Here is a 19,591-nt window from a genome sequence, read left to right as displayed (position 1 = left end):
GTCAGCCTCCTTTCCGATTGGGTGCCGGGGCGACCGGCAAAGATATGCGGAACGCGGTGCGTCCCGGGCGGCTGTCGACCGAAATCAGTGCCCCATGATCGGTTATGATCTTGGACACCAACGCCAGACCCAGCCCGGTTCCGTTTTCACGGCCCGAGACGAACGGGTCAAAGACGTGATCGGCGATATCGGCCGGCAAACCGGGACCGTTGTCGATCACCTCGACCTGCAATGGCAAACTGGCTTGGCCGCCGTTTGGAAGGTGCAACCGCAATCCCGCCTCGTAAAAGGTTCGGATTTCTATTTTCCCTTCACCTTCACAGGCTTGCGAGGCGTTCTTCAACAGGTTTAAGAAAACCTGCTGCATCTGGTCGCCATCCACCCACACGTCGGGCAGCGAGGGGTCATAGTTTTCAGAAATCACCATGCCCGGCGCAAATCCGACCTGCGCGGTGGCGCGTGCGCGATCCAGTATATCGTGGATATTGACCGGTGTGCAGGCGGGTGGACGCAGATCGCCGAATTGTTCGACCTGCTCCAGCAAGGCCACGATCCGGCGGCTTTCCGCAACGATCAGATCTGTCAGCTCCTGATCCTCGGACGGCAGAGACATCGACAGCAGCTGTGCGGCACCGGTGATCCCGGCCAGTGGATTCTTGATCTCGTGGGCCAGCATCTCTGCCATGCCGATCGCCTGACGCGCCGCCACCTTCGAGCCTTGCACCCAGCCCAGATGCTCGGCACCACTGCGCGGCTGAAGCAGGATCAGGATATGTGTCTTGTCGCCCTTTGGCGTCATCAGAGGTGAAAATTGCAGGTTGACCTCGCGCAGTTCACCCCCAGGAAGGGTCAGCTTGATCCCATCCACGTAAAGCGGCCCGCCCGAACGGCTTATCCGCGTAAGCGCGTCGTCGATATCGACTGACAGTTCAAGTTTGGCACCAAGTCGTGCGCCGATCAGACTGCGCTCCGAGATATTCAGAAACATCTCGCCCGCCCCATTCAACCGCTGAACGCGACCGTCGCTGTTCAGTTCGATCGCGGGCACCGGCAGGGCCGACCAGAGATGCATGTCCCCGCTCATGCGGCCCGCCGTTCCGTCAGCATTGCGTCAGGCAACATGGCCAGAACATCGGCTGTTTCTCGGCTTGATAAGATGCGACGGCGCAATCCGGCGTCCGTGTCAACCAAATCCATGTACCATCCCAGATGCTTGCGAATGACCCGCGCGCCCAGATCGGGACCGTAGAAGTCCAGGCTTGCGCGGTAGTGGTCTGTCACCAGATTGGCCAACGCCATATCTTGCGGGATATTCGGCGCGGGGGTTCCCCAAATCTCGTGCGCGACCTGCGCCAGCAGCCAGGGCTGTCCGCCGCTGCCCCGCCCAATCATCACACCATCTGCCCCGCTGTCGGACAGCGCTTGCCGGGCGGTTGTGGTGTCCACAATGTCGCCATTGGCAATCACCGGTATCGTGACAGCCTGTTTTACCGGACGGATCGCGGCCCAGTTGGCACGTCCTTTGTAGAACTGACAGCGGGTGCGGCCATGGATGGTGATCATCTGAATGCCAGCCGCTTCGCCCATCTGTGCCAATGTCGCGGCGTTCAGGCTTTCGTCATCCCAGCCGAGGCGTGTTTTCAGCGTCACGGGAATCGACACCGCGCCGACGATGGCCTCGATCAGCCTGAGCGCATGGTCCAGATCGCGCATCAAGGCCGAGCCGGACATGCCACCGACCACCTTTCGCGCGGGGCATCCCATGTTGATGTCGATGACCTGCGCGCCGTTTTGTTCGACCATGCGGGCGGCTTCCCCGGCCCAGTAAACATCGCGCGCGGCCAGTTGAACCGCCGTATTTGCGTTCCCGAACCCCAGCTCAGCGCGTTCACGCACGCCGGGTTTTGCCTGCACCATCTCTTGACTGGCCACCATCTCCGAAACCACCAGCCCCGCACCAAAACTGGCAACGAGGTTACGAAACGGCAGGTCCGAAATGCCGGCCATAGGGGCCAGCAAAACCGGAGGGTCAATGGTGATATCCCTGACGCGGATTGACATGCCTAATCCTTGTGCAACACGTTTGACGCTGAAAGATGCCTTGCGAAATAGCAACTTCTGACCCCGCGCGCGAGGATTAGATTCTCGTTCTGCCTATTTTTTGTGCAGTTTTATCGCTCTGAATGGCCCCATTGTCCTTCATTTCGGCACAGCCTAAACAAGAGCCATGGAAATTACTGCCCTCATTGTTGCCGCCGGGCGCGGCACCCGCGCAGGCGCTGGTCTGCCCAAACAGTGGCGCCAGATCGCAGGCGCGTCCGTGGCGCAGCACAGCGTGGCTGCGTTCCGTGGCCATCCGCGCGTTACCCGCTGCCTGTTGGTCATTCATCCGGACGACGAGGGACTGGCCCGTGACATCGACGGGGTCGAACTTGTGCATGGCGGGGCAACGCGCGACGCAAGCGTGCGCGCCGGTTTCGAGGCTTTGGCCGACCGCGCGCCCGATCTGGTGCTGATCCACGATGTGGCCCGGCCCTTGGTCAGCGCCGATGTGATCAACGGCGTGATTGATGCACTTGCAGCATCGCCGGGCGCCGCCCCTGCCCTGCCCGTCACTGACGCATTGTGGTTGGGCGCAGGCGGCATGGTCACCGGCACCCAATCGCGAGAAGGTCTGTTTCGCGCGCAAACCCCACAGGGGTTTCACTTCGCGCCGATCCTGGCCGCACACCGTGCCCACACAGGCGAGGCCGCTGACGATGTCGAAGTGGCGCGCCGTGCGGGGCTGGACGTTGCCATCACGATGGGCGATGAAAACAACCTGAAGATCACCACGCCGGACGATTTTGCCCGCGCCGAACGGCTGATCCGCGAACTGGCAAAAGAACGGGCAAAGGAACCGACCATGGATATTCGCTTGGGCAACGGGTTTGATGTGCATGCCTTTGAAGATGGCGACCACGTCATTCTGTGCGGCGTGAACATCCCGCATGATCGCGCGCTCAAAGGTCACTCGGACGCGGATGTGGGCATGCATGCGCTGACCGATGCGATCTATGGCGCGCTGGCCGAGGGCGACATAGGGCAACATTTCCCCCCCTCCGACCCGCAATGGAAAGGGGCGGAAAGCCACATCTTTCTGCGCCACGCGGTCGAATTGGCGGCATCGCGCGGTTATCGCCTGTCGAACGCTGATGTGACCCTGATCTGCGAGCAGCCAAAGATTGGTCCCCATGCCGGGGCCATGCGTGCCGCGCTTGCCAAGATCATGGGGTTGGAGGTTGACCGCGTCTCGGTAAAAGCCACCACGTCGGAACGTCTGGGCTTCACCGGACGATCCGAAGGCATTGCCGCCCTAGCTTCGGCCACGTTGATCAAGGATTGAGCCATGCAGAAATCGACCGCCAAAATGATCGCGACCTTCTTCTATGCCGGTCTTATGAAACCCGCCCCCGGCACTTGGGGCACACTGGCCGCCCTGCCTGTCGCGTGGCTGTTGCACCTGATCGGCGGCCCTGTCCTGCTGACCGGGGCCACCATCGTTGCCTATTTTGTTGGCCTGAAAGCAACCGAGGCATATACCGCCGGTTCCTCGGACCATGACCCCGGTGAGGTCGTGATAGACGAGGTGGTCGGCATGTGGATCACGCTTTTTCCCGTATCTTTCGGTGCAATGTTGATGGGCGCGGACATTCTTGCACTTTATCCCGGCTGGATCGTCGGCTTCTTCGCCTTCCGCTTCTTCGACATAACCAAGCTCGGCCCTATCGGCACGGCCGATCGGCGCGGCGACGCGACCGGTGTCATGATGGATGATGTCTATGCCGGTGTGGCGGCGGCGATCACCGTGATCCTTGCAGCCTATGCTGCCCATGCGTTTATGATGTGAACCATGTCCGACCAAACCTCCGCCGCTGACCTTCTTGACCTGTGCCGCGCCAGAGGATTGACCATCGCGACGGCAGAAAGCTGCACGGGCGGAATGGTTGGCGCGTGGCTGACCGACGTGGCGGGCAGTTCAGATGTGTTTGATCGCGGCTTTATCACCTATTCCAACGCCGCCAAGAACCAGATGCTCGGCGTTCAGCACGCCACTCTTGATACCTATGGCGCGGTGTCGGAACAGGTCGCGGAAGAAATGGCACAAGGGGCGCTGGCCAGATCGCAAGCTGATCTTGCAGTGTCGATCACCGGCATTGCCGGCCCCGGTGGATCCGAACACAAACCCGAGGGGCGCGTATGCTTCGGGATCGCCACCCCGGAGACATGTCAAACCGAGACGGTTGAATTCGGCGCAGTTGGCCGCGCCAACGTGCGCGCCGATGCCACCCGACATGCGATTGCTTTGCTGTCGCAGGCTGCCATGACAATGGGCACCCGCTGAACATCCGTCTACGCAGCGCCCGCTTTTCAATCAAACGCACTGCAACTGCGCCCAAAATTTAAGCGCATCGTGTTTTTGCGCCGCTTTTTCCGTCGGATTTACCGAACACTATCCCGCCTTGGTTCTTGCTGCGCCACAAAACGCAGCAACAGCAAACCCACCCAAGGAGGGGAATATGAACGGGGCAGATACCGCTTGGATTATCGTGGCGACAGCACTTGTGCTGTTCATGTCATTGCCGGGGCTGGCGCTTTTTTATGGCGGGCTCGTGCGCGCGCGCAACGTGCTGAGCGTCTTCATGCATGTCTATGCCATCGCCTGTTTGATGAGCATTCTTTGGCTGGCCCTTGGCTATACCATCGCGTTCGGGGATGCGACGCATGGATGGTTCGGCAGTCTGGACAAGGTATTCTTGTCTGGCGTCACAACAGACAGCCTGTCAGGCACCCTGCCCGAGGTTCTGTTCTTCGCCTTTCAAATGACCTTTGCGGTCATCACCCCTGCGCTGATCGTCGGCGCTTATGTGGAACGGATCGGCTTTGGCTTTGTCATGGGCTTTTCAGGCTTGTGGATGCTTCTGTGTTATGCGCCGGTGGTCCATTGGATCTGGGGCGGCGGGGCGCTGGCGGACGGCGGCATCTTTGGCGAGATCGGCACGCGCGACTTCGCTGGTGGGATCGTTGTGCACGAAACCGCTGGCATCGCTGCGTTGATCATTGCGGTCATGCTTGGACCACGCAAACACCGCACCACCCCGCCCCACGCCCCCTGGATGGTCTTCATGGGCGCAGCGATGTTGTGGGTTGGTTGGTTCGGGTTCAATGGCGGGTCGCAACTGGCCGCCGACGGTGGCGCTGCGATGGCGATCACGGTCACCCATATTTCCGCCGCAACCGCTTCACTAAGCTGGGCGTTGTGGGAGCGGATCAAATACGGCAAAGCCAGCCTTGTGGGCATCGTCACGGGCACCATTGCCGGCCTCGCTTCGATCACGCCCGCGTCGGGTTTCGTCGGCCCCATCGCCGCACTGATCATCGGCGCCGTTGCGGGCATCCTGTGCCAGGAAGCAGTTAATTTCATCCGCAACAAGCTGAAGATCGACGACACGCTGGATGTGTTCGCGGTGCATGGCGTGGGCGGGATTTTCGGCACGATCATGATCGCCGTTTTCGGTCAGGGCAGTTGGCTTGCACAACTGGGCGCTTTGGCCATCGTCGGTGTGTTCACAGCAGTCATAACCGTGGTGCTGGTCAAGCTGGTGGGTTTGATCCTGCCCCTGCGCGTTGATCTTGAAACCGAGACAAACGGGCTTGATCTGGCAGCCCATGGCGAACGTGCCTATGACATCATGTCGTAAGATCGACCTATGACCACGAACAGAGATCGGCGGGGCATATCCCGCCGTTTTCCCTTACGCTGATCGCAGCAGCCCACACAGCGTTGGCACATCCGGAAGTGATCCGACAGCGTCGATCAACGACGCGGCCCGCACCCCCAAAATCGCCTCACATTTGGCCTCGATTCTCTCACGCCGGTCCCCGATCGTCGTGGCGTGGTTCAGATTGTGCTCGGCCGAAAACGCCGCGCCGGACCGCAAGGTCACTTCCACACGCGATGCGGTTTCGGCGATGTTGTCATCGGCCACCACGTGAACCCGCGACGCCAGTGCGGACAGAAAAGTATCGCCCGCGATCTCATCCGTGAAACTGTCTAAGGCAGATGTTTCTACACCTGACAACGCCATTGCGGCACAATGCGCGAGCGAGAACTTGACCTCCAGCCCCGTCTTGGGATGCGGAATGTTGCACACACTCATCCAGCGGGGATGGGTCCAGACCTGAACCTCGGCCACATCGGGCGCGGCGCAATCAATCTGGGCCAAGGCTTCCAGCATGGCGTGAATGCCATGGCAACAGGCATGGAACTTGTGACTGATCGACAGGATATCCCAAGTCTGACCAAGCCCATCAAACGCGGTTTCATCGGCTTGTGCCGCATGGGTGGGACCAAACCCCTGTGGTCCCTCGATCCCGTCAAGCGTCGAGACGAACCCGGCCTTGGCGGCCCGTGCCACCTCGACCCCCGTTTGGGCAGCAAGACCGGCGTGATATGGTTTGCCCATCGTGCCGAACTGGCTTTTCAACCCCGATGCGCGCGTGGCACACAAACCCAATGCGTGTGTCATCTGTCGTGCGCTCAGCGCCAGCAACCGCCCTGCGGCCAGTGTCGCCCCGAACGCACCTGCTGTGGCGGTTTGGTGAAACCCCGTCTGATAATGGCTGCGCCCCAGCCAGCGACCCAAACGGATGGAACCTTCGACACCAACCAATGCAGCATCCAGCAAATCGGCGCCCGGCGCCTCGATCCATTCAGCGATTGCCAGTGCTGCAGGCACCACCGCGACCGAGGGATGGCCGATATGGGCGAAATGGGTGTCATCGTAATCCAACGCATGCGACGTGGTGCCATTGACCATCGCCGCGGCCCGCACCGGCAGCTTGCGGGTCAGCCCGGCCACACTGGCCTGCGCACCACCGCCATCATCCACGGCCATTTCGCGCATGATCCGTGCGACGGGCTCGCCAACACCGGCCATGGTGACGCTGGCCCAGTCCAGCAGCGACAAAGCCATCACCTCGCGCGCATCATGCCCCGCCTGGCCCTTGACCGACCCAATGCCAAAGCGGGTGAGTTCTTCTGTGACCGTGCCCATCTGCACCCCTTTCCAGCCTATCCCATGCCCGTCCCTTGAAAGCATAGGCGTTGACCTACATAACACTAACAGGAAATTTGAAAGGCAATCAGGAACATCATGGACACCGGGTTTTGGATCAGCAGCGCCGCGATTGCGGCTTTGCTTGTATTGTCTGCCTTCTTCTCTGGATCGGAAACGGCGCTGACGGCAGCATCACGTGGCAAACTTCGATCACGCGCGGACCGGGGGGACCGAGGGTCGCAACGCGCCCTGACGATCACCGAAGACAACGAACGTCTGATTGGCTCGGTCCTGTTGGGCAACAACCTTGTGAACATCCTTGCAACCTCGCTTGCGACGGCCCTGTTCACCCGGTTGTTTGGCGACAGCGGCGTGGCGATGGCGACGCTGGTCATGACCCTGCTGGTTCTGATTTTCGCCGAAGTGCTGCCGAAAACCTATGCGATCACGATGCCCGAGGACGCAGCGGCGAAAGCCTCTGGCCCGATTTCGATCGTCATCTTGTTGTTTTCACCCATTGTGGCCGCTGTTCGCGTCATTACGCGCGCCCTTCTAAGCGTATTCGGTGTAAAAACGGACCCCGACAGTCATATTCTGGCGGTGCGGGAAGAGATCATGGGCGCTATTGCACTGGGTCACTCGGAAGGTGCGGTGGAAAAAGAGGATCGCGACCGTCTTCTGGGCGCGCTTGATCTGGGCGACCGCGTGGTCGAGGAAATCATGCTTCATCGCAGTCAGATCGAGATGATCGACGCATCGGCGCCCGCCATCGAGGTGTTGGAACAAATCCTGGCCTCGCGCCACACCCGCCTGCCCGTTTTCCGCGACGAGCCGGAAAACATCATTGGCGTAATCCACGCCAAGGATCTGAGCCGCGCGATGTATATGGCGCAGGCAGAGGGCAAACCGATCGAGGAATTTGACGTTCTGCAAGTGGCGATGAAACCTTACTTTATCCCTGAGACCACGACGCTGGACGACCAGATGCGCCAATTCCTGCGGCGTCATACCCATTTTGCGCTTGTGGTCGATGAATACGGATCGCTGGAAGGCCTGATCACACTCGAGGATATTCTGGAAGAGATCGTGGGTGAAATCACGGACGAGTTCGATGTTCAGACCGAACCGGAAATCAAGCGCATCTCCGATGGAAGCTATCTTGTCGACGGGGCCGTGACGATCCGGGACATCAACCGGGCCATTGACTGGAACCTGCCCGATGACGAAGCAAACACCATCGCCGGCCTGGTGATACACGAAGCCCAGATGATCCCCAATGAAGGCCAGGTCTTTTCGTTCCACGGCTTCCGGTTCGAGGTTATGAAACGCGAAGGCAACCGCGTGGCGATGCTGAAGATACGCCCTCTGTAATCGTCGCGCGATGCGCGGGTTTGTCGCTGGACTGCCCCTTGCATCGCGCCACCCGTGGTGGCTAGCTGAGGCACAAGACTGCCTAGTGGAGCCAACCATGACCAAGCGCCCCCTCTCGCCGCTCGCCGTTGTAACGGCAATCTGCGTATCCATCGCCCAAGCCCCCGCCGCTATGGCCGACAACGCCTCGCAAGATCCGCTTTTTCAAGCACTGGCCGGGAAGTCCTTCGTCGGCAAGACCGGGCTGGCCATCAAACTGGAACAGGATGGCACGATCAGCGGCGGCAATGATGCGATGCAGTTTGGCGGCACATGGTCGGTCGACGATGGCAAATACTGCCGCACCCTGACCGAACCCACACCTGAGCCCATGCGGTCAAGCGGTTGTCTGGAGGTGCAGATCAACGGCGATCAGGTGACGCTGACCAGCGACGACGGCACCAGCCGGACCTATACGTTGCAATAAGCCCTGTCGCGGTGCGCCTAGCGCCCCTTGAACAATGACCCGAAGATGCCGCGCACGATGCGTTTGCCGGTGGTGCCTTTCAGCTCTTTGACCACCACATTCAAAACGGCTTCGCCGAAGCCTTCGTCGGATGATTTGCGTGATCGACGGCGGGAAGCAGGCCTGTCGTCTTCGGTGCCGGTATATCGGCGTCCTGTGTTGAATTCGCGCAAGGTCAATGTCTCACCGGCCTCGGCTTCACGTCGCTCCGCCTCTTCTGCTTCTTTGGCCGCGTCGGCAGCGCGTTTGGTCAGCACCTCATAGGCGCTTTCGCGATCTTGCAGGGTTTCGTATTTCCCGGCGATGGGCGACGCGTCGATCAGCGCCTTGCGCTCACCCGCATCAATCGGCCCGAGTTGCGAACTGGGTGGTCGGATCAAGGTGCGTTCAACAATGCCCGGTGCGCCTTTCGCTTCCAGAAACGACGTCACGGCCTCGCCCACGCCGACCTCGCGGATCGCATCCTCGGTCGAAAACCGGGGATTGTCGCGATAGGTTTCGGCGGCCTGCCGCAGCTCTTTGCGATCCTTGGCGGTGAAGGCGCGCAGCGCGTGCTGCACCCGGTTGCCCAACTGGCCCAGAATATCCTCGGGCACATCCGCCGGGTTCTGGGTGATGAAATAGACCCCCACCCCTTTTGACCGGATCAGCCGCGCGACCTGTTCGACCTTGTCGACCAGCGCTTTGGGCGCGTCGTCAAACAGCAGGTGCGCCTCGTCAAAGAAAAACACCAGCTTGGGTTTGTCAGGGTCGCCGACCTCGGGCAATTCCTCGAACAATTCGGACAAGAGCCACAGAAGGAAGGTCGCATAAAGGCGCGGGGCGCCCATCAGCTTGTCGGCGGCAAGGATCGAGATACGTCCACGTCCGTCGATATCGGTGCGGATGATATCCGCCAGCTCCAGTGCCGGTTCGCCGAACAGCTTGTATCCGCCCTGGTTTTCCAGAACCAGCAGCGCACGCTGGATCGCGCCGACCGAGCTGGTCGACACATTGCCATAACGCAGCGACAGCTCTTTCGCGTTCTCGCCCACCCAGACCAGCAGGGCTTGCAGGTCTTTCAGGTCCAGAAGCGGTAGACCTTGCTCATCCGACACGCGGAATGCAATGTTCAGAACACCCTCTTGCGCGGCCGTCAGCTCCAGCAGTCGGGACAGAAGAAGCGGACCCATTTCTGTTACAGTGGTCCGGATGGGATGGCCCTGTTCGCCATAGAGATCCCAGAACGTGACCGGGAAGGCACCATAGGCATACTCCTCAAATCCGATCTTCTGGGCCCGGCTGGTGAACGCCTCGTGCAGCTTGAACCCCGCCGACCCGGCCTTGGCCAGCCCAGACAGGTCGCCCTTCACATCCGACAGGAACACCGGCACACCCTGGGCTGCAAAACTTTCCGCAAGAATTTGCAGGGTGACGGTTTTCCCGGTGCCGGTGGCCCCGGCAATCAACCCGTGACGGTTGGCATATTTCAGCAAAAGCCCTTGCTTGGTGGCATAGTCTTCCCCCCCGCCACCAACAAAAATCGAACCGTCCATATACTCGCCTCCCCAAGGGCCTGAAAACACTTGCCCGAACAATACAAAATTAACCGATTTGCGCCATAGTGGATTCACACCGGCAAATGTTGTTTGTTGGGGTTGACATCCTCCCTGTCAGACTGGCCTCGCCTCCGGGCGGGGCATTTTTCTTAACAAGGTGAATTAATTACGCTCAGAAGCGTATGCGCAACGCCCATCATTCAAAACCGACATTTTGCTTGGAAAACACGTCGCAATAATCCTTGACCCCTGCGACCAAGTGACATAGCGTCTGCCCCATAAGCCGGTCAGTCCGGCAGGGAGAGAACAATTGAGAAGGGTCCGCCAGTCGGGCCCTTTTCTTTTTCTGGTCTGCCGACGCCACCAAATGACGGTAAAACGCAGTGACTTATCGTTCGGATTCGTGATCCGGTTCGGCGGTCCTTTGCCCAAATTCGCGGGCATGCGCCGCTCGGTCATCCAAATGCAAGGTTTTGCACCTGACACCCGATTTTGGTCGTGTTATCCACGCACCCAATGAGACCCGAAATATTTGTAAGGATCCGATATGAAGGCTGAGCTGATGAAAACGCTGCCCCTGGCAGCCCTTTTGGCGCTGGCAACCCCGGCATTTGCACAGGACACCACCGAGCCCCCCGCCGAAGACGCCCCGGCTGCCGAGGCGACAGAAGCCGCACCAGAAACCACATCCGAAACCACTGCGGACCAACCGCAGGTCGATCTGGGCGAGCCGGTCGACGGTGAACGTCAACCCGGCCAAACCTATATCGAAAAGGTGGTTGGTGACTGGGAACGCAAGTGCATCACGCTGCCCGAAGGTCAGGGTGACGATCCTTGCCAGATGTATCAACTTCTGAAAGACGACAAAGGCAACTCGGTTGCCGAGATCTCGCTTGGTCGTCTGCCGGATGGTGGCCAAGCAGTTGCTGGTGCGACCGTGGTCGTGCCGCTGGAAACCCTGTTGACCCAGCAACTGACCGTTGCGGTCGATGGCGGTCAAGGCAAACGCTATCCGTTCCGGTTCTGCGCGCAACCCGGCTGTGTCGCGAATATCGGTTTCACGCAGGCTGAAGTTGATGGGTTCAAGCGCGGGGCGGCAGCCACCGTCACCATCGTTCCAGCGCTTGCCCCCGATCAGAAGGTCAACCTGACCATGTCGCTGAAAGGCTTCACCGATTCCTATAACGAGTTGATCGTTCCGGTTCCCACGCAGCAATAAGCCGGGCCAGCGAGAACACAGAACGCCGCCCCGACCGGGCGGCGTTTTTCGTTTCCGGACAGCTTTGGATCAGGCCGCGCGCAGGGCCAGAACCGCATTCAATCCACCAAAGGCGAAGGCGTTAGACAGCACGGCGTCCACCCGCACATCGCGCGCCACGTTGGGCACGACGTCCAGGGCACATTCCGGGTCAGGTTCCTCGTATCCGATGGTCGGTGCAATCACACCCTCACGCAGGGCCATGATGCACGCCAGAAGCTCGACCGCGCCGGTGCCACCGATCAGGTGCCCGTGCATCGACTTGGTCGAGGAAATCATCAGGTCATCGGCGTGATGCCCAAACGCGTCGGCCACGGCGGCGCATTCGGTCTTGTCGTTGGCGGTGGTTCCGGTGCCATGGGCGTTGACATAGGCGACATCCTCGGGGTTCAGAGCAGCGTCGCGCATCGCCCCGACAATCGCCCGCGATGCACCTTGTTTCGACGGCATGACAATATCGGCCGCGTCAGATGTCATCGAGAACCCAACGACTTCCGCCAAAATCTCGGCCCCGCGCGCGCGCGCATGCTCGTATTCTTCAAAAACAAACACCGCCGCCCCTTCGCCCTGCACCATGCCATTGCGATTGGCCGAGAACGGGCGGCAGCCATCCCTCGACATGACCCGCAAGCCTTCCCACGCCTTGATCCCGCCAAAACACAGCATCGCCTCAGACCCGCCAGTGATCATCACGTCGGCCATGCCGCCCCGGATCATCTGCATCGCCTGCCCCATCGCGTGGTTCGAGCTGGCACAGGCTGTCGCCACGGTGAAACTTGGCCCCTTCAGGTTCCATTCCATCGACACATGGCTGGCGGCGGCGTTGTTCATCAGCTTGGGCACGACGAAGGGATGCACCCGGTTCTTGCCGTCCTCGTAAACGGTGCGGTAATTCTCATCCAGCGTATTCATCCCACCGCCCGATGTGCCCAACACCACGCCGGATCGGGTTGCAAGCTCGCCGGAAAAGCTCAGCCCGGACTGCCCGATCGCTTCGCGCGCGGCCAGAAGGGTGAACTGGGTAAACCGGTCATAAAGCGCGATTTGCTGGCGGTTGAAGCTCGCCTCGGCTTCGTACCCCTTGATCTGCGCACCGATACGGATCGACAGGCGTTCCACGTCCTGAAACTCAAGATCGCCGATGCCGCAACGCCCTTCGCGCATCGCCCGAAGCGTTTCGGGCACATTGCGCCCTAAGGCGTTGATCGTTCCCTGCCCGGTGATGACGACCCGGCGCATGTGACGTGTCATGTTCAGGCGGCCTGCGTGGCAACCAACCCCTGCACGGCACGGATGATTGCGTCGACCGAGGAAATATCGAAATCCCGGTTTTCAGTCGGGGCGTTGGCGTTGAACGGCACCGAGACATCGAAGGCTTCCTCGATGGCGAAGATGCTTTCAACAAGACCCAGACTGTCGATGCCAAGATCTTCCAGTGACTGATCCAGAGAGATGTCACCGGGTTCCAACATGGCTTGTTCTGCCAGAATGGCGATTACGCGGTCTTTGATGCTGTCAGACATGACGGTCCCTTTCGCGTTCAGCGGATATCTAGTCCTTGTCCACGAGTTTTGAAACAGTTTTTTGAAGCTCACGTAACGTCTCGGCCAAACGTGGCAGACGGCGCATTTCGCGGCGAATGGCCATCTCGGTTTCGATTTTCACTGCGGGGCTGCCCAGCACGGCCCGGCCTGCGGGCACATTGGTATAGATGTTGGTGCCACCGCCCGCGATCACGTCATCGCCAATGAAGATGTTGTCGCTGACCCCGACCTTGCCGCCCAAAACGACGCGGTTGCCGATCTTGGCCGATCCGGACACGCCGACATTACCGCACATCATCACATCCTCGCCGACATCCGCGTTGTGGCCGACCTGCACCTGGCAGTCGATTTTGGTGCCGCGCCCGATCCGGGTGGCGCGGATCGTGCCGCGGTCGATGGTGGAACTCGCGCCCAGTTCGACATCGTCTCCGATCTCAACCCCGCCCAGCGAATGGACCCTGGCCCAGTGGTGGCTGCCCACAACGGCGACGGGTTTCTCCCCGTCGGCCATACCACCACGCAGGCTTTCCACGGCACTTTCCTTGTCCAGCGTGACATAGGAAAACCCGTCGCCGCCCACGACCGAATTGGACTGACCGAAATAGCGGTCCCCGATGGTGCACAGATGCGCGATGCGGGCACCGGGATGCAGCACCAGATCGTCACCGATCACCGTGCCATACCCGATCGAGGTATGGGGCGCGATGGTGGCCCGCGCGCCGATGGTGACGTTCGCACCGATCACGGCCAGAGGACCGATACGGGCACCGGGACCAATTTTTGCGGTGTCATCGACGACAGCGGTTGGGTGAATGCCTTCGGCAATGCCAAGGCCGGGGTCCAGAGCCCGTGTCAGAAGCGGCATCGCCGCTTTCCCGCGGTTCAGACAGATCGCGCCATCCAGCCCCAGCGCCTGCCAGTCGGCCCCGTCCCACAGCAACGCCGCACGCGCTTTTCCCTTGACGATTCCATCTGCATATTTCGGGTCCATCGCCAGCGCGAGCTGGTCTGGCCCCGCATCCACAGGTTCGGCGGCACCGACCAGAACGATATCGCCGTTGCCCAGAACCTCGGCCCCCAGCGACGCGGCGATTTCTGAAAGAGTGAACTGCATCTGACCTCCTTGTGTCGATGGTGGACAATCCAGCCCACCATCTTTGCCCAAGGATTTACCCCTCTACGCGTCCAAGCGCCACCCCGGCATTTTGCAAAGCCTGCCAGATCTTGGCGTCACGTCCGTAAACATCGCGGCGATAGTTCATCCGACCTTTCGCAGGTGCCACGGCGGTGCGGTACACCAGATGCACCGGAACCGGGTTTTCCAGTTCGACCCGTGTCTCGCGCCCTGTGCTCAAGACCTTGTGGAACGTGCCCTTCGGGTCGGCCGTCTGCTTGGCCAAAAGGGCATAGGCAAAGTCGAACGGGTCGCCCAGACGGATGCACCCATGGCTGAACGCGCGCACCTCGCGCCCGAACAGGCTCTTTGATGGCGTATCATGCAAATAGATGTTGTATTTGTTCGGGAACATGAACTTCACCAGACCCAGCGCGTTCCGGCTTGAGGGCGGTTGCTTGATCGCAAACGGGAACGATTTGGCCGAGAACGCATTGAAGTTGACGGCCGAGCGATTGACCACGCGCCCCCGGCTGTCAATCAGCTTCAAATGGCTGACCGCATTCGGGTTACGCTTGAGCATCGGCAGATATTCTTTCGTCGCGATCGAACGCGGGACATTCCAGGTCGGGTTGATCACCATGAATTCCATCACGTCCGAAAATTCGGGACTGCGCTGATCGTGCTGGTTCTTGCCGATCACCGACCGGGTAGAGAATGTCACACGCCCGCCATCCACGATCTTGGCGGTGAAATCAGCAAGATTGACCCATATATGACGCTTGCCGCGTTCGATATTGGTCCAGCGTTCCCGCTCAAGCGCGACAATGATTGACGCCAGACGTTTTTCCGGTGCCGTGTTGATTTCATCCATCGTGCCGGGTCCGGCAACACCATCGGCGGTCAATCCGTGATCCTGCTGAAACTGCTGCACGGCCTTCTGGATGGTCGCGTCATAGGATTGACTGGCGGAACGGCTTAGATACCCCATGCGGATCAACCGGTTGCGAAGGGCGACAACGTTCGATCCCGCCTGCCCCGGCTTCAACGAGCTGGTGGGAACAGGGGCGCCCCATCCTCCCGCCGCGATTTGCTGATCCAAACGCAGTTTTTCTTTCATCAAACGGGCATATTCCGGCGATGTCGGCGACAAACGCTTGAGGTAGGTCGCAGGATCGGCCTGCACCAGCTCGGCCAACAGTTCTGCGCCGTTTTTGCGCGGCACCTTGCGAACAATACCGCTGTCAACCTTTGAAGGCGTCAGCACACCACTGCTGACACCCTGTGCATAGCTGAGGAACAGTTTGGACAGCTCGACCTCGGCCCGGCCCAGATCGCGCAGGCTGGCAACATTGGTCAAACGGGCTTTCAGCTCTGCGGTGTTGTAGTTTGGCAAGCCGTGATCGCCCGCCGCCGATAACGCCTTCAACAAGGCCGCACGGCGCGACCGGTCCTGTGCCTGCGATCCGGTCCAGATCGGTTGATAGCCATTACCACGATAAAACTCTGCAACTTCCGCATCCCGCGCCGCCGCTTCCGCCACCGCCTGCGCAAAGGCAGACACCTTGGTTTGCGCGGTCGAAGGCGCGGTGTGAAATGTCAGAAACAAGAACCCCAGAAGCGTCGAAATGAAGGCCGTACGGGGTGTGGTACGACGTCGTGGCAGCGCGTTCGTATTCATAATTCGCCCAATAGTAATATACCTGTGTTTAAATTCAGATAATCCACGATTGATCACCTCAAGTCCATTCATAAACGCGATAAAAAAGCGTGTTCACGGCGGGCATGTCCCCCACCCCATGGGTTGACGTCTTTCGGCCACGGTTTACCACTATTTCACTGATTTCAGCAAAATTTTGCCGATTTCACTTGAACACGTTAAGCAGCGGGATTCTTTGCTTGGCCCACGATTCGAGTTGTGTCATAAGATCGGCAAGCCTGGGGAAGAGGCTAAAACACTTGTTAACCTGATTGGACAACGATCCAGCTCAGGCACAGACACAGGCAAGCGACGGGACACGCTGGAACATGACTATCGACAATTCGGTCGGATCGAAATCCATTATAACACGCCGTGGATTACTGGGCGCCTTTGCCGCCACAGCAGTGACCGCTGCGCCAATGTACGCAAATGCCGCAGGTTTCCTGCGCGGCGGGGGCGACGTTCGTCGGCTTGCCATGTATTCCGGGCGCACCGGCGAAACCATCAACATGATCTACTGGATCGAAGGCAACTACATCAAAGATGCCTTGAAAGAGATCAACCATTTCATGCGCGACTGGCGCACCGATACGTCGATCAAGATCGACACCCGCACCGTTGACATCATGGCCGCCGCGCACGGGCTGCTGGATGTGCGCGAACCTTACATGATGCTGTCGGGCTATCGCTCGCCCAAGACCAATGCGATGCTGCGCGCGCGGTCGCGCGGCGTGGCAAAGAATTCGCTTCATATGAAAGGTCAGGCGGCTGACCTTCGTTTGAAATCCCGCTCGGTCAACCAGATGTTCAAAGCAGCCGTTGCCTGCAACGGCGGTGGCGTCGGCAAATATTCCGGGTCGAATTTCGTTCACATGGATTGCGGCGTGGTACGCAGCTGGGGCCGGTAACACAGCCCCGCTCCGACAAACCCGACCAACGCGAAAGGCCCCCGATCCGAGGGCCTTTTTTGTGTTCCGAGCTGACCGACTATCCTTCCTTGGGCATCAGCCGTCCCGGCTCGTTGGTTTCCAGGTAAGCCTCCTGCTCGGGCGTCAGGTCAATACAATCATAGCCCGTCACCATCGGGCGCACATGTGACCGGAACCCATGCCCGATGGTCAGAAGATAGACGTGGGTGATGACGAAGGCGGCGATCACATAGGCGGCCAGAAGATGGATATTCGCGACGACGTAAAGGGCGAAGGTGGACCCTTCGTCCGCCGCCCAGAAATTATACGTCAGATACAAAAGACCTGATCCCCAGATCGCCGGGAACACCACCACTTTCAGCCCGAAATAGGTCAGCGCCTGAAGCGGATTATGCTTGCGCCAGAATACCTTGCGGTAAGGTGGTTCTTCGCCGCGAAAAACCCCATAGGCATAGAAGCGCGCCATCTTGAACAGGCCTTCAAGCTGCGGCACGAATTGCCGCCACGTGCCGGTGGTGAACAACCAGAAGGTGGCAAATATCCAGATCGCCAGCAGGACCAGCGCCGCAATCGTATGCAGCATCACCGCCGGGCCGAAGGGCAAGAGCGAATGCAACCCGTTTAGACCAAAGCCGGTAAACATCAGGACCATGATCATAACCATCTGCGTCCAGTGCCACAAACGCTCGAACCGGGGGTAAACTTTTACAACGCGTCTAGCCATGATCCGTGCCTCCTTTGCGACCACCAATTATACGAAGTGCAATATGCAACCCGACGCCCAAAAGGGTCAGCACCACTAGTGCCAGACCCAACAAGCCTGCGGGGGACCGTGGATTGGTTCCGGGCATGTAGACTGCGGCCATTCCGTCCAAACGACCGTCCTGCGCATGACAGGCCGCGCAATCCAGCGCGTCACTGGCCGGTGCAACCATATGGGTGATCGGCCAATACATCTCGGTCTCAACAAAATCGAAGTTGCCGGAATACGGCTGCCCGGCCGCCTTCATCCCCGCCTCGATCGCTTTGGGCCAATCGAAATTGGTCCAGAACGCCGTGTCCGTGGTCGGACCCCAGACATGCGAATAGGCCAGCTTATTGCTGTCTGTGTCATAGGCTTGCCGCCCCTCCATCCGTTTGAAAGGCCAGATCCGACTGTCCACACCACCGGGTGTTCCGTTGACCCGGTTCACCTCGACCGGCGCGGTGGGATCTATCTCTTCCCCCGTGGCATATTCCACATGACCATTGAACCACGCGTAATGCGGAACGACATCTTCACCCCATTTGAAATCGCCCTTGGTGGACAGATAGGTGTGCAGCTCTTTCCCATCGGATTGCACATAGTTTGCCTCGTGCATCGGCTTGCCATCCGCCCCCATGCGGCCCGCTGTCGACCAGTCCCAATAGGTCTTGGTGGCCACCCCGCCCCGCGCGAATTCAGGGATATGGCAGGTTTGACAGGCCAGCTTATCGGTGTGGTCATTCAATTTCACACCCTTGATGTTCAAGGGATGCGGGTTGGTGTCATGGCAGCTTTCGCAGGTCGCCGCCGTGCGTATGGCGCCCGGCTTGCCACGCCCGACCATGTCCTTGGCGACCGTGTCATAGCGTGACCCGGCCCAATTGTGCTTGTCCTCAACGTGACAGGTCGAGCAGGTGAAGTTCAGACCGTCGGGCGACATGTGCACGTCCACCTCTTTCGGTGGAGCATACAGCGCCGAGCTAAGGTCGCCGTGTTTCACATTGTCTCCGCCACCACCATAGAAATGGCAGTTGCCGCAATTGTCGCGCCCCGGCATCCCGACCGACTGCGCTGCCTTGGACAGATCAACCGGCCAGGCCGCCGCCCCCGTGATGGTTTTGGTGCCGGGCTTTACCGGCGCAAGCGGCGGGTGTCCTGCGCCCGTGGCCGTCTTGGTGTATTGGCCCGACCGATCATGGCACACCAGACAGTCCGGCACTGCGCCCGCCTGTTCAGCCGTCTTCGACATATCGTCCCAGCCATAGCCCGCATGACAGGACGTGCACCGCGGTTCATTACCGGCCACGTTGCCGCAGAACGCATTGATAACCTGTGATTTCCCCAGCATTTGCCCACTATCGCTGGCGTATTTCCATTCAAAATGGATCGAGTGCATGATCTGGTCATCCGCCTCGGTGTGGCAGCTGACACAGGCTTCTGTGACCTCTGGGCCAGACGCGAAGGGCTTTTTCAGGATATCGAACTTCGTGTGATCCGCTGTGGCGCTGGAAATCGACCGCGCGGGTGCAGGCGGCGGCACAGGCGTCGCGGGATTGCTTTCGGCAATGGCGAACCCTGCTCCACCGGCGATCAAACCAAGCGACAGGATCGTTGCGAAAACTCTATTCATGGCTCTGCCCTCCTCTGCTCCGGTTCGCGCGGCGGAGGAATACATTCTGCTATTCTAATATGTATCAGGGTCGGCCGCGGCCACCTAATGCCAAAATGCCGCACGGGGCTACACCCAGGGCACCCGGCGATTGACCCCGGCCCCACGCTTTGCCA

At 59.8% G+C, this 19,591-nt stretch carries 18 protein-coding genes; 8 read left to right on the top strand and 10 right to left on the bottom strand.

What is annotated here, in order from left to right:
* Position 1: 1 nt before the first annotated feature.
* Together J3R80_RS00415 and dusB are read right to left on the bottom strand one after the other, a co-directional pair.
* Entirely contained in the window at positions 2-1,084 is a 1,083-nt protein-coding gene (locus tag J3R80_RS00415; protein ID WP_275391782.1) for an ATP-binding protein, read from the bottom strand.
* Positions 1,081-2,061, bottom strand: a complete 981-nt coding sequence (gene dusB / locus J3R80_RS00410) for a tRNA dihydrouridine synthase DusB (protein ID WP_275391781.1) — start codon at positions 2,059-2,061, stop codon at positions 1,081-1,083. Before dusB ends, J3R80_RS00415 begins: the two co-directional genes overlap by 4 nt.
* 166 nt (positions 2,062-2,227) lie before the next feature.
* On the opposite strand from dusB, the gene J3R80_RS00405 reads away from it, so the two are divergent.
* The 4 genes from J3R80_RS00405 to J3R80_RS00390 all read left to right on the top strand — a co-directional run bounded on the left by J3R80_RS00405 (position 2,228) and on the right by J3R80_RS00390 (position 5,741).
* Positions 2,228-3,385 (top strand): bifunctional 2-C-methyl-D-erythritol 4-phosphate cytidylyltransferase/2-C-methyl-D-erythritol 2,4-cyclodiphosphate synthase, encoded by a 1,158-nt coding sequence (locus J3R80_RS00405; protein WP_275391780.1) that lies wholly within the window; start codon positions 2,228-2,230, stop codon positions 3,383-3,385.
* Between the two features lie 3 nt (positions 3,386-3,388).
* Positions 3,389-3,889: a phosphatidylglycerophosphatase A gene (locus J3R80_RS00400; RefSeq protein WP_275391779.1), complete on the top strand. Its 501-nt coding sequence runs from the start codon at positions 3,389-3,391 to the stop codon at positions 3,887-3,889.
* Positions 3,890-3,892: 3 nt separating this feature from the next.
* A complete protein-coding gene (locus tag J3R80_RS00395; protein ID WP_275391778.1) occupies positions 3,893-4,384 on the top strand; it encodes a CinA family protein in 492 nt (163 codons plus the stop codon).
* A gap of 175 nt (positions 4,385-4,559) precedes the next feature.
* Positions 4,560-5,741: an ammonium transporter gene (locus J3R80_RS00390; RefSeq protein WP_275391777.1), complete on the top strand. Its 1,182-nt coding sequence runs from the start codon at positions 4,560-4,562 to the stop codon at positions 5,739-5,741.
* 54 nt (positions 5,742-5,795) lie between these two features.
* Here J3R80_RS00390 and J3R80_RS00385 read toward each other — a convergent pair whose 3' ends face one another.
* Positions 5,796-7,097 carry an MmgE/PrpD family protein gene (locus tag J3R80_RS00385; RefSeq protein ID WP_275391776.1) on the bottom strand — a complete coding sequence of 434 codons (1,302 nt, stop codon included), beginning with the start codon at positions 7,095-7,097 and terminating at the stop codon, positions 5,796-5,798.
* A gap of 99 nt (positions 7,098-7,196) precedes the next feature.
* Here J3R80_RS00385 and J3R80_RS00380 point away from each other — a divergent pair, with 99 nt between their 5' ends.
* Positions 7,197-8,471, top strand: a complete 1,275-nt coding sequence (locus J3R80_RS00380; protein ID WP_275391775.1) for an HlyC/CorC family transporter — start codon at positions 7,197-7,199, stop codon at positions 8,469-8,471.
* A gap of 97 nt (positions 8,472-8,568) precedes the next feature.
* The gene (locus J3R80_RS00375) at positions 8,569-8,937 is read left to right on the top strand and encodes a hypothetical protein (protein ID WP_275391774.1); all 369 of its coding nucleotides are present in this window, start codon (positions 8,569-8,571) and stop codon (positions 8,935-8,937) included.
* A gap of 17 nt (positions 8,938-8,954) precedes the next feature.
* Here the strand turns inward: J3R80_RS00375 and J3R80_RS00370 are convergent, their stop codons facing one another.
* A complete protein-coding gene (locus J3R80_RS00370; RefSeq protein WP_275391773.1) occupies positions 8,955-10,511 on the bottom strand; it encodes a helicase HerA-like domain-containing protein in 1,557 nt (518 codons plus the stop codon).
* 550 nt (positions 10,512-11,061) lie between these two features.
* On the opposite strand from J3R80_RS00370, the gene J3R80_RS00365 reads away from it, so the two are divergent.
* Positions 11,062-11,733, top strand: coding sequence for an invasion associated locus B family protein (locus J3R80_RS00365; protein WP_275391772.1), 672 nt, complete (start codon positions 11,062-11,064; stop codon positions 11,731-11,733).
* A 69-nt stretch (positions 11,734-11,802) separates the two neighbouring features.
* On the opposite strand, the gene J3R80_RS00360 is transcribed toward J3R80_RS00365, so the two are convergent.
* The 4 genes from J3R80_RS00360 to J3R80_RS00345 are packed head-to-tail and all read right to left on the bottom strand — an operon-like array spanning position 11,803 to position 16,111.
* Positions 11,803-13,011: a beta-ketoacyl-[acyl-carrier-protein] synthase family protein gene (locus tag J3R80_RS00360; RefSeq protein WP_275392239.1), complete on the bottom strand. Its 1,209-nt coding sequence runs from the start codon at positions 13,009-13,011 to the stop codon at positions 11,803-11,805.
* A gap of 14 nt (positions 13,012-13,025) precedes the next feature.
* Complete coding sequence (locus J3R80_RS00355) at positions 13,026-13,295, bottom strand: acyl carrier protein (protein ID WP_275391771.1); 270 nt, start codon at positions 13,293-13,295, stop codon at positions 13,026-13,028.
* Between the two features lie 28 nt (positions 13,296-13,323).
* On the bottom strand, positions 13,324-14,430 hold the full coding sequence (locus tag J3R80_RS00350; protein ID WP_275391770.1) for a UDP-3-O-(3-hydroxymyristoyl)glucosamine N-acyltransferase: 1,107 nt from the start codon (positions 14,428-14,430) through the stop codon (positions 13,324-13,326).
* A gap of 55 nt (positions 14,431-14,485) precedes the next feature.
* The gene (locus tag J3R80_RS00345; protein WP_275391769.1) at positions 14,486-16,111 is read right to left on the bottom strand and encodes a L,D-transpeptidase family protein; all 1,626 of its coding nucleotides are present in this window, start codon (positions 16,109-16,111) and stop codon (positions 14,486-14,488) included.
* Between the two features lie 347 nt (positions 16,112-16,458).
* Here J3R80_RS00345 and J3R80_RS00340 point away from each other — a divergent pair, with 347 nt between their 5' ends.
* A complete protein-coding gene (locus J3R80_RS00340; protein ID WP_275391768.1) occupies positions 16,459-17,040 on the top strand; it encodes a DUF882 domain-containing protein in 582 nt (193 codons plus the stop codon).
* Positions 17,041-17,119: 79 nt separating this feature from the next.
* On the opposite strand, the gene J3R80_RS00335 is transcribed toward J3R80_RS00340, so the two are convergent.
* Together J3R80_RS00335 and J3R80_RS00330 are read right to left on the bottom strand one after the other, a co-directional pair.
* Positions 17,120-17,785, bottom strand: a complete 666-nt coding sequence (locus J3R80_RS00335) for a cytochrome b/b6 domain-containing protein (RefSeq protein WP_275391767.1) — start codon at positions 17,783-17,785, stop codon at positions 17,120-17,122.
* A complete protein-coding gene (locus J3R80_RS00330) occupies positions 17,778-19,436 on the bottom strand; it encodes a tetrathionate reductase family octaheme c-type cytochrome (RefSeq protein ID WP_275391766.1) in 1,659 nt (552 codons plus the stop codon). The genes J3R80_RS00335 and J3R80_RS00330 overlap by 8 nt, the downstream gene beginning before the upstream one ends.
* Positions 19,437-19,591 lie beyond the last annotated feature (155 nt).

The sequence above is a fragment of the Aliiroseovarius sp. Z3 genome (assembly GCF_029105185.1).
Taxonomy (GTDB): Bacteria; Pseudomonadota; Alphaproteobacteria; order Rhodobacterales; family Rhodobacteraceae; genus Aliiroseovarius.
Note: the sequence above shows the minus strand (reverse complement) of the source record. Positions and strands in the feature narration are given on the sequence as shown.

Excerpts from the sequence above, each read along its gene's own strand:
- J3R80_RS00415 (WP_275391782.1), bottom strand. The coding sequence starts at position 1,084 with ATGAGCGGGGACATGCATCTCTGGTCGGCCCTGCCGGTGCCCGCGATC.
- dusB (WP_275391781.1), bottom strand. The coding sequence starts at position 2,061 with ATGTCAATCCGCGTCAGGGATATCACCATTGACCCTCCGGTTTTGCTG.
- J3R80_RS00405 (WP_275391780.1), top strand. The coding sequence starts at position 2,228 with ATGGAAATTACTGCCCTCATTGTTGCCGCCGGGCGCGGCACCCGCGCA.
- J3R80_RS00400 (WP_275391779.1), top strand. The coding sequence starts at position 3,389 with ATGCAGAAATCGACCGCCAAAATGATCGCGACCTTCTTCTATGCCGGT.
- J3R80_RS00395 (WP_275391778.1), top strand. The coding sequence starts at position 3,893 with ATGTCCGACCAAACCTCCGCCGCTGACCTTCTTGACCTGTGCCGCGCC.
- J3R80_RS00390 (WP_275391777.1), top strand. The coding sequence starts at position 4,560 with ATGAACGGGGCAGATACCGCTTGGATTATCGTGGCGACAGCACTTGTG.
- J3R80_RS00385 (WP_275391776.1), bottom strand. The coding sequence starts at position 7,097 with ATGGGCACGGTCACAGAAGAACTCACCCGCTTTGGCATTGGGTCGGTC.
- J3R80_RS00380 (WP_275391775.1), top strand. The coding sequence starts at position 7,197 with ATGGACACCGGGTTTTGGATCAGCAGCGCCGCGATTGCGGCTTTGCTT.
- J3R80_RS00375 (WP_275391774.1), top strand. The coding sequence starts at position 8,569 with ATGACCAAGCGCCCCCTCTCGCCGCTCGCCGTTGTAACGGCAATCTGC.
- J3R80_RS00370 (WP_275391773.1), bottom strand. The coding sequence starts at position 10,511 with ATGGACGGTTCGATTTTTGTTGGTGGCGGGGGGGAAGACTATGCCACC.
- J3R80_RS00365 (WP_275391772.1), top strand. The coding sequence starts at position 11,062 with ATGAAGGCTGAGCTGATGAAAACGCTGCCCCTGGCAGCCCTTTTGGCG.
- J3R80_RS00360 (WP_275392239.1), bottom strand. The coding sequence starts at position 13,011 with ATGCGCCGGGTCGTCATCACCGGGCAGGGAACGATCAACGCCTTAGGG.
- J3R80_RS00355 (WP_275391771.1), bottom strand. The coding sequence starts at position 13,295 with ATGTCTGACAGCATCAAAGACCGCGTAATCGCCATTCTGGCAGAACAA.
- J3R80_RS00350 (WP_275391770.1), bottom strand. The coding sequence starts at position 14,430 with ATGCAGTTCACTCTTTCAGAAATCGCCGCGTCGCTGGGGGCCGAGGTT.
- J3R80_RS00345 (WP_275391769.1), bottom strand. The coding sequence starts at position 16,111 with ATGAATACGAACGCGCTGCCACGACGTCGTACCACACCCCGTACGGCC.
- J3R80_RS00340 (WP_275391768.1), top strand. The coding sequence starts at position 16,459 with ATGACTATCGACAATTCGGTCGGATCGAAATCCATTATAACACGCCGT.
- J3R80_RS00335 (WP_275391767.1), bottom strand. The coding sequence starts at position 17,785 with ATGGCTAGACGCGTTGTAAAAGTTTACCCCCGGTTCGAGCGTTTGTGG.
- J3R80_RS00330 (WP_275391766.1), bottom strand. The coding sequence starts at position 19,436 with ATGAATAGAGTTTTCGCAACGATCCTGTCGCTTGGTTTGATCGCCGGT.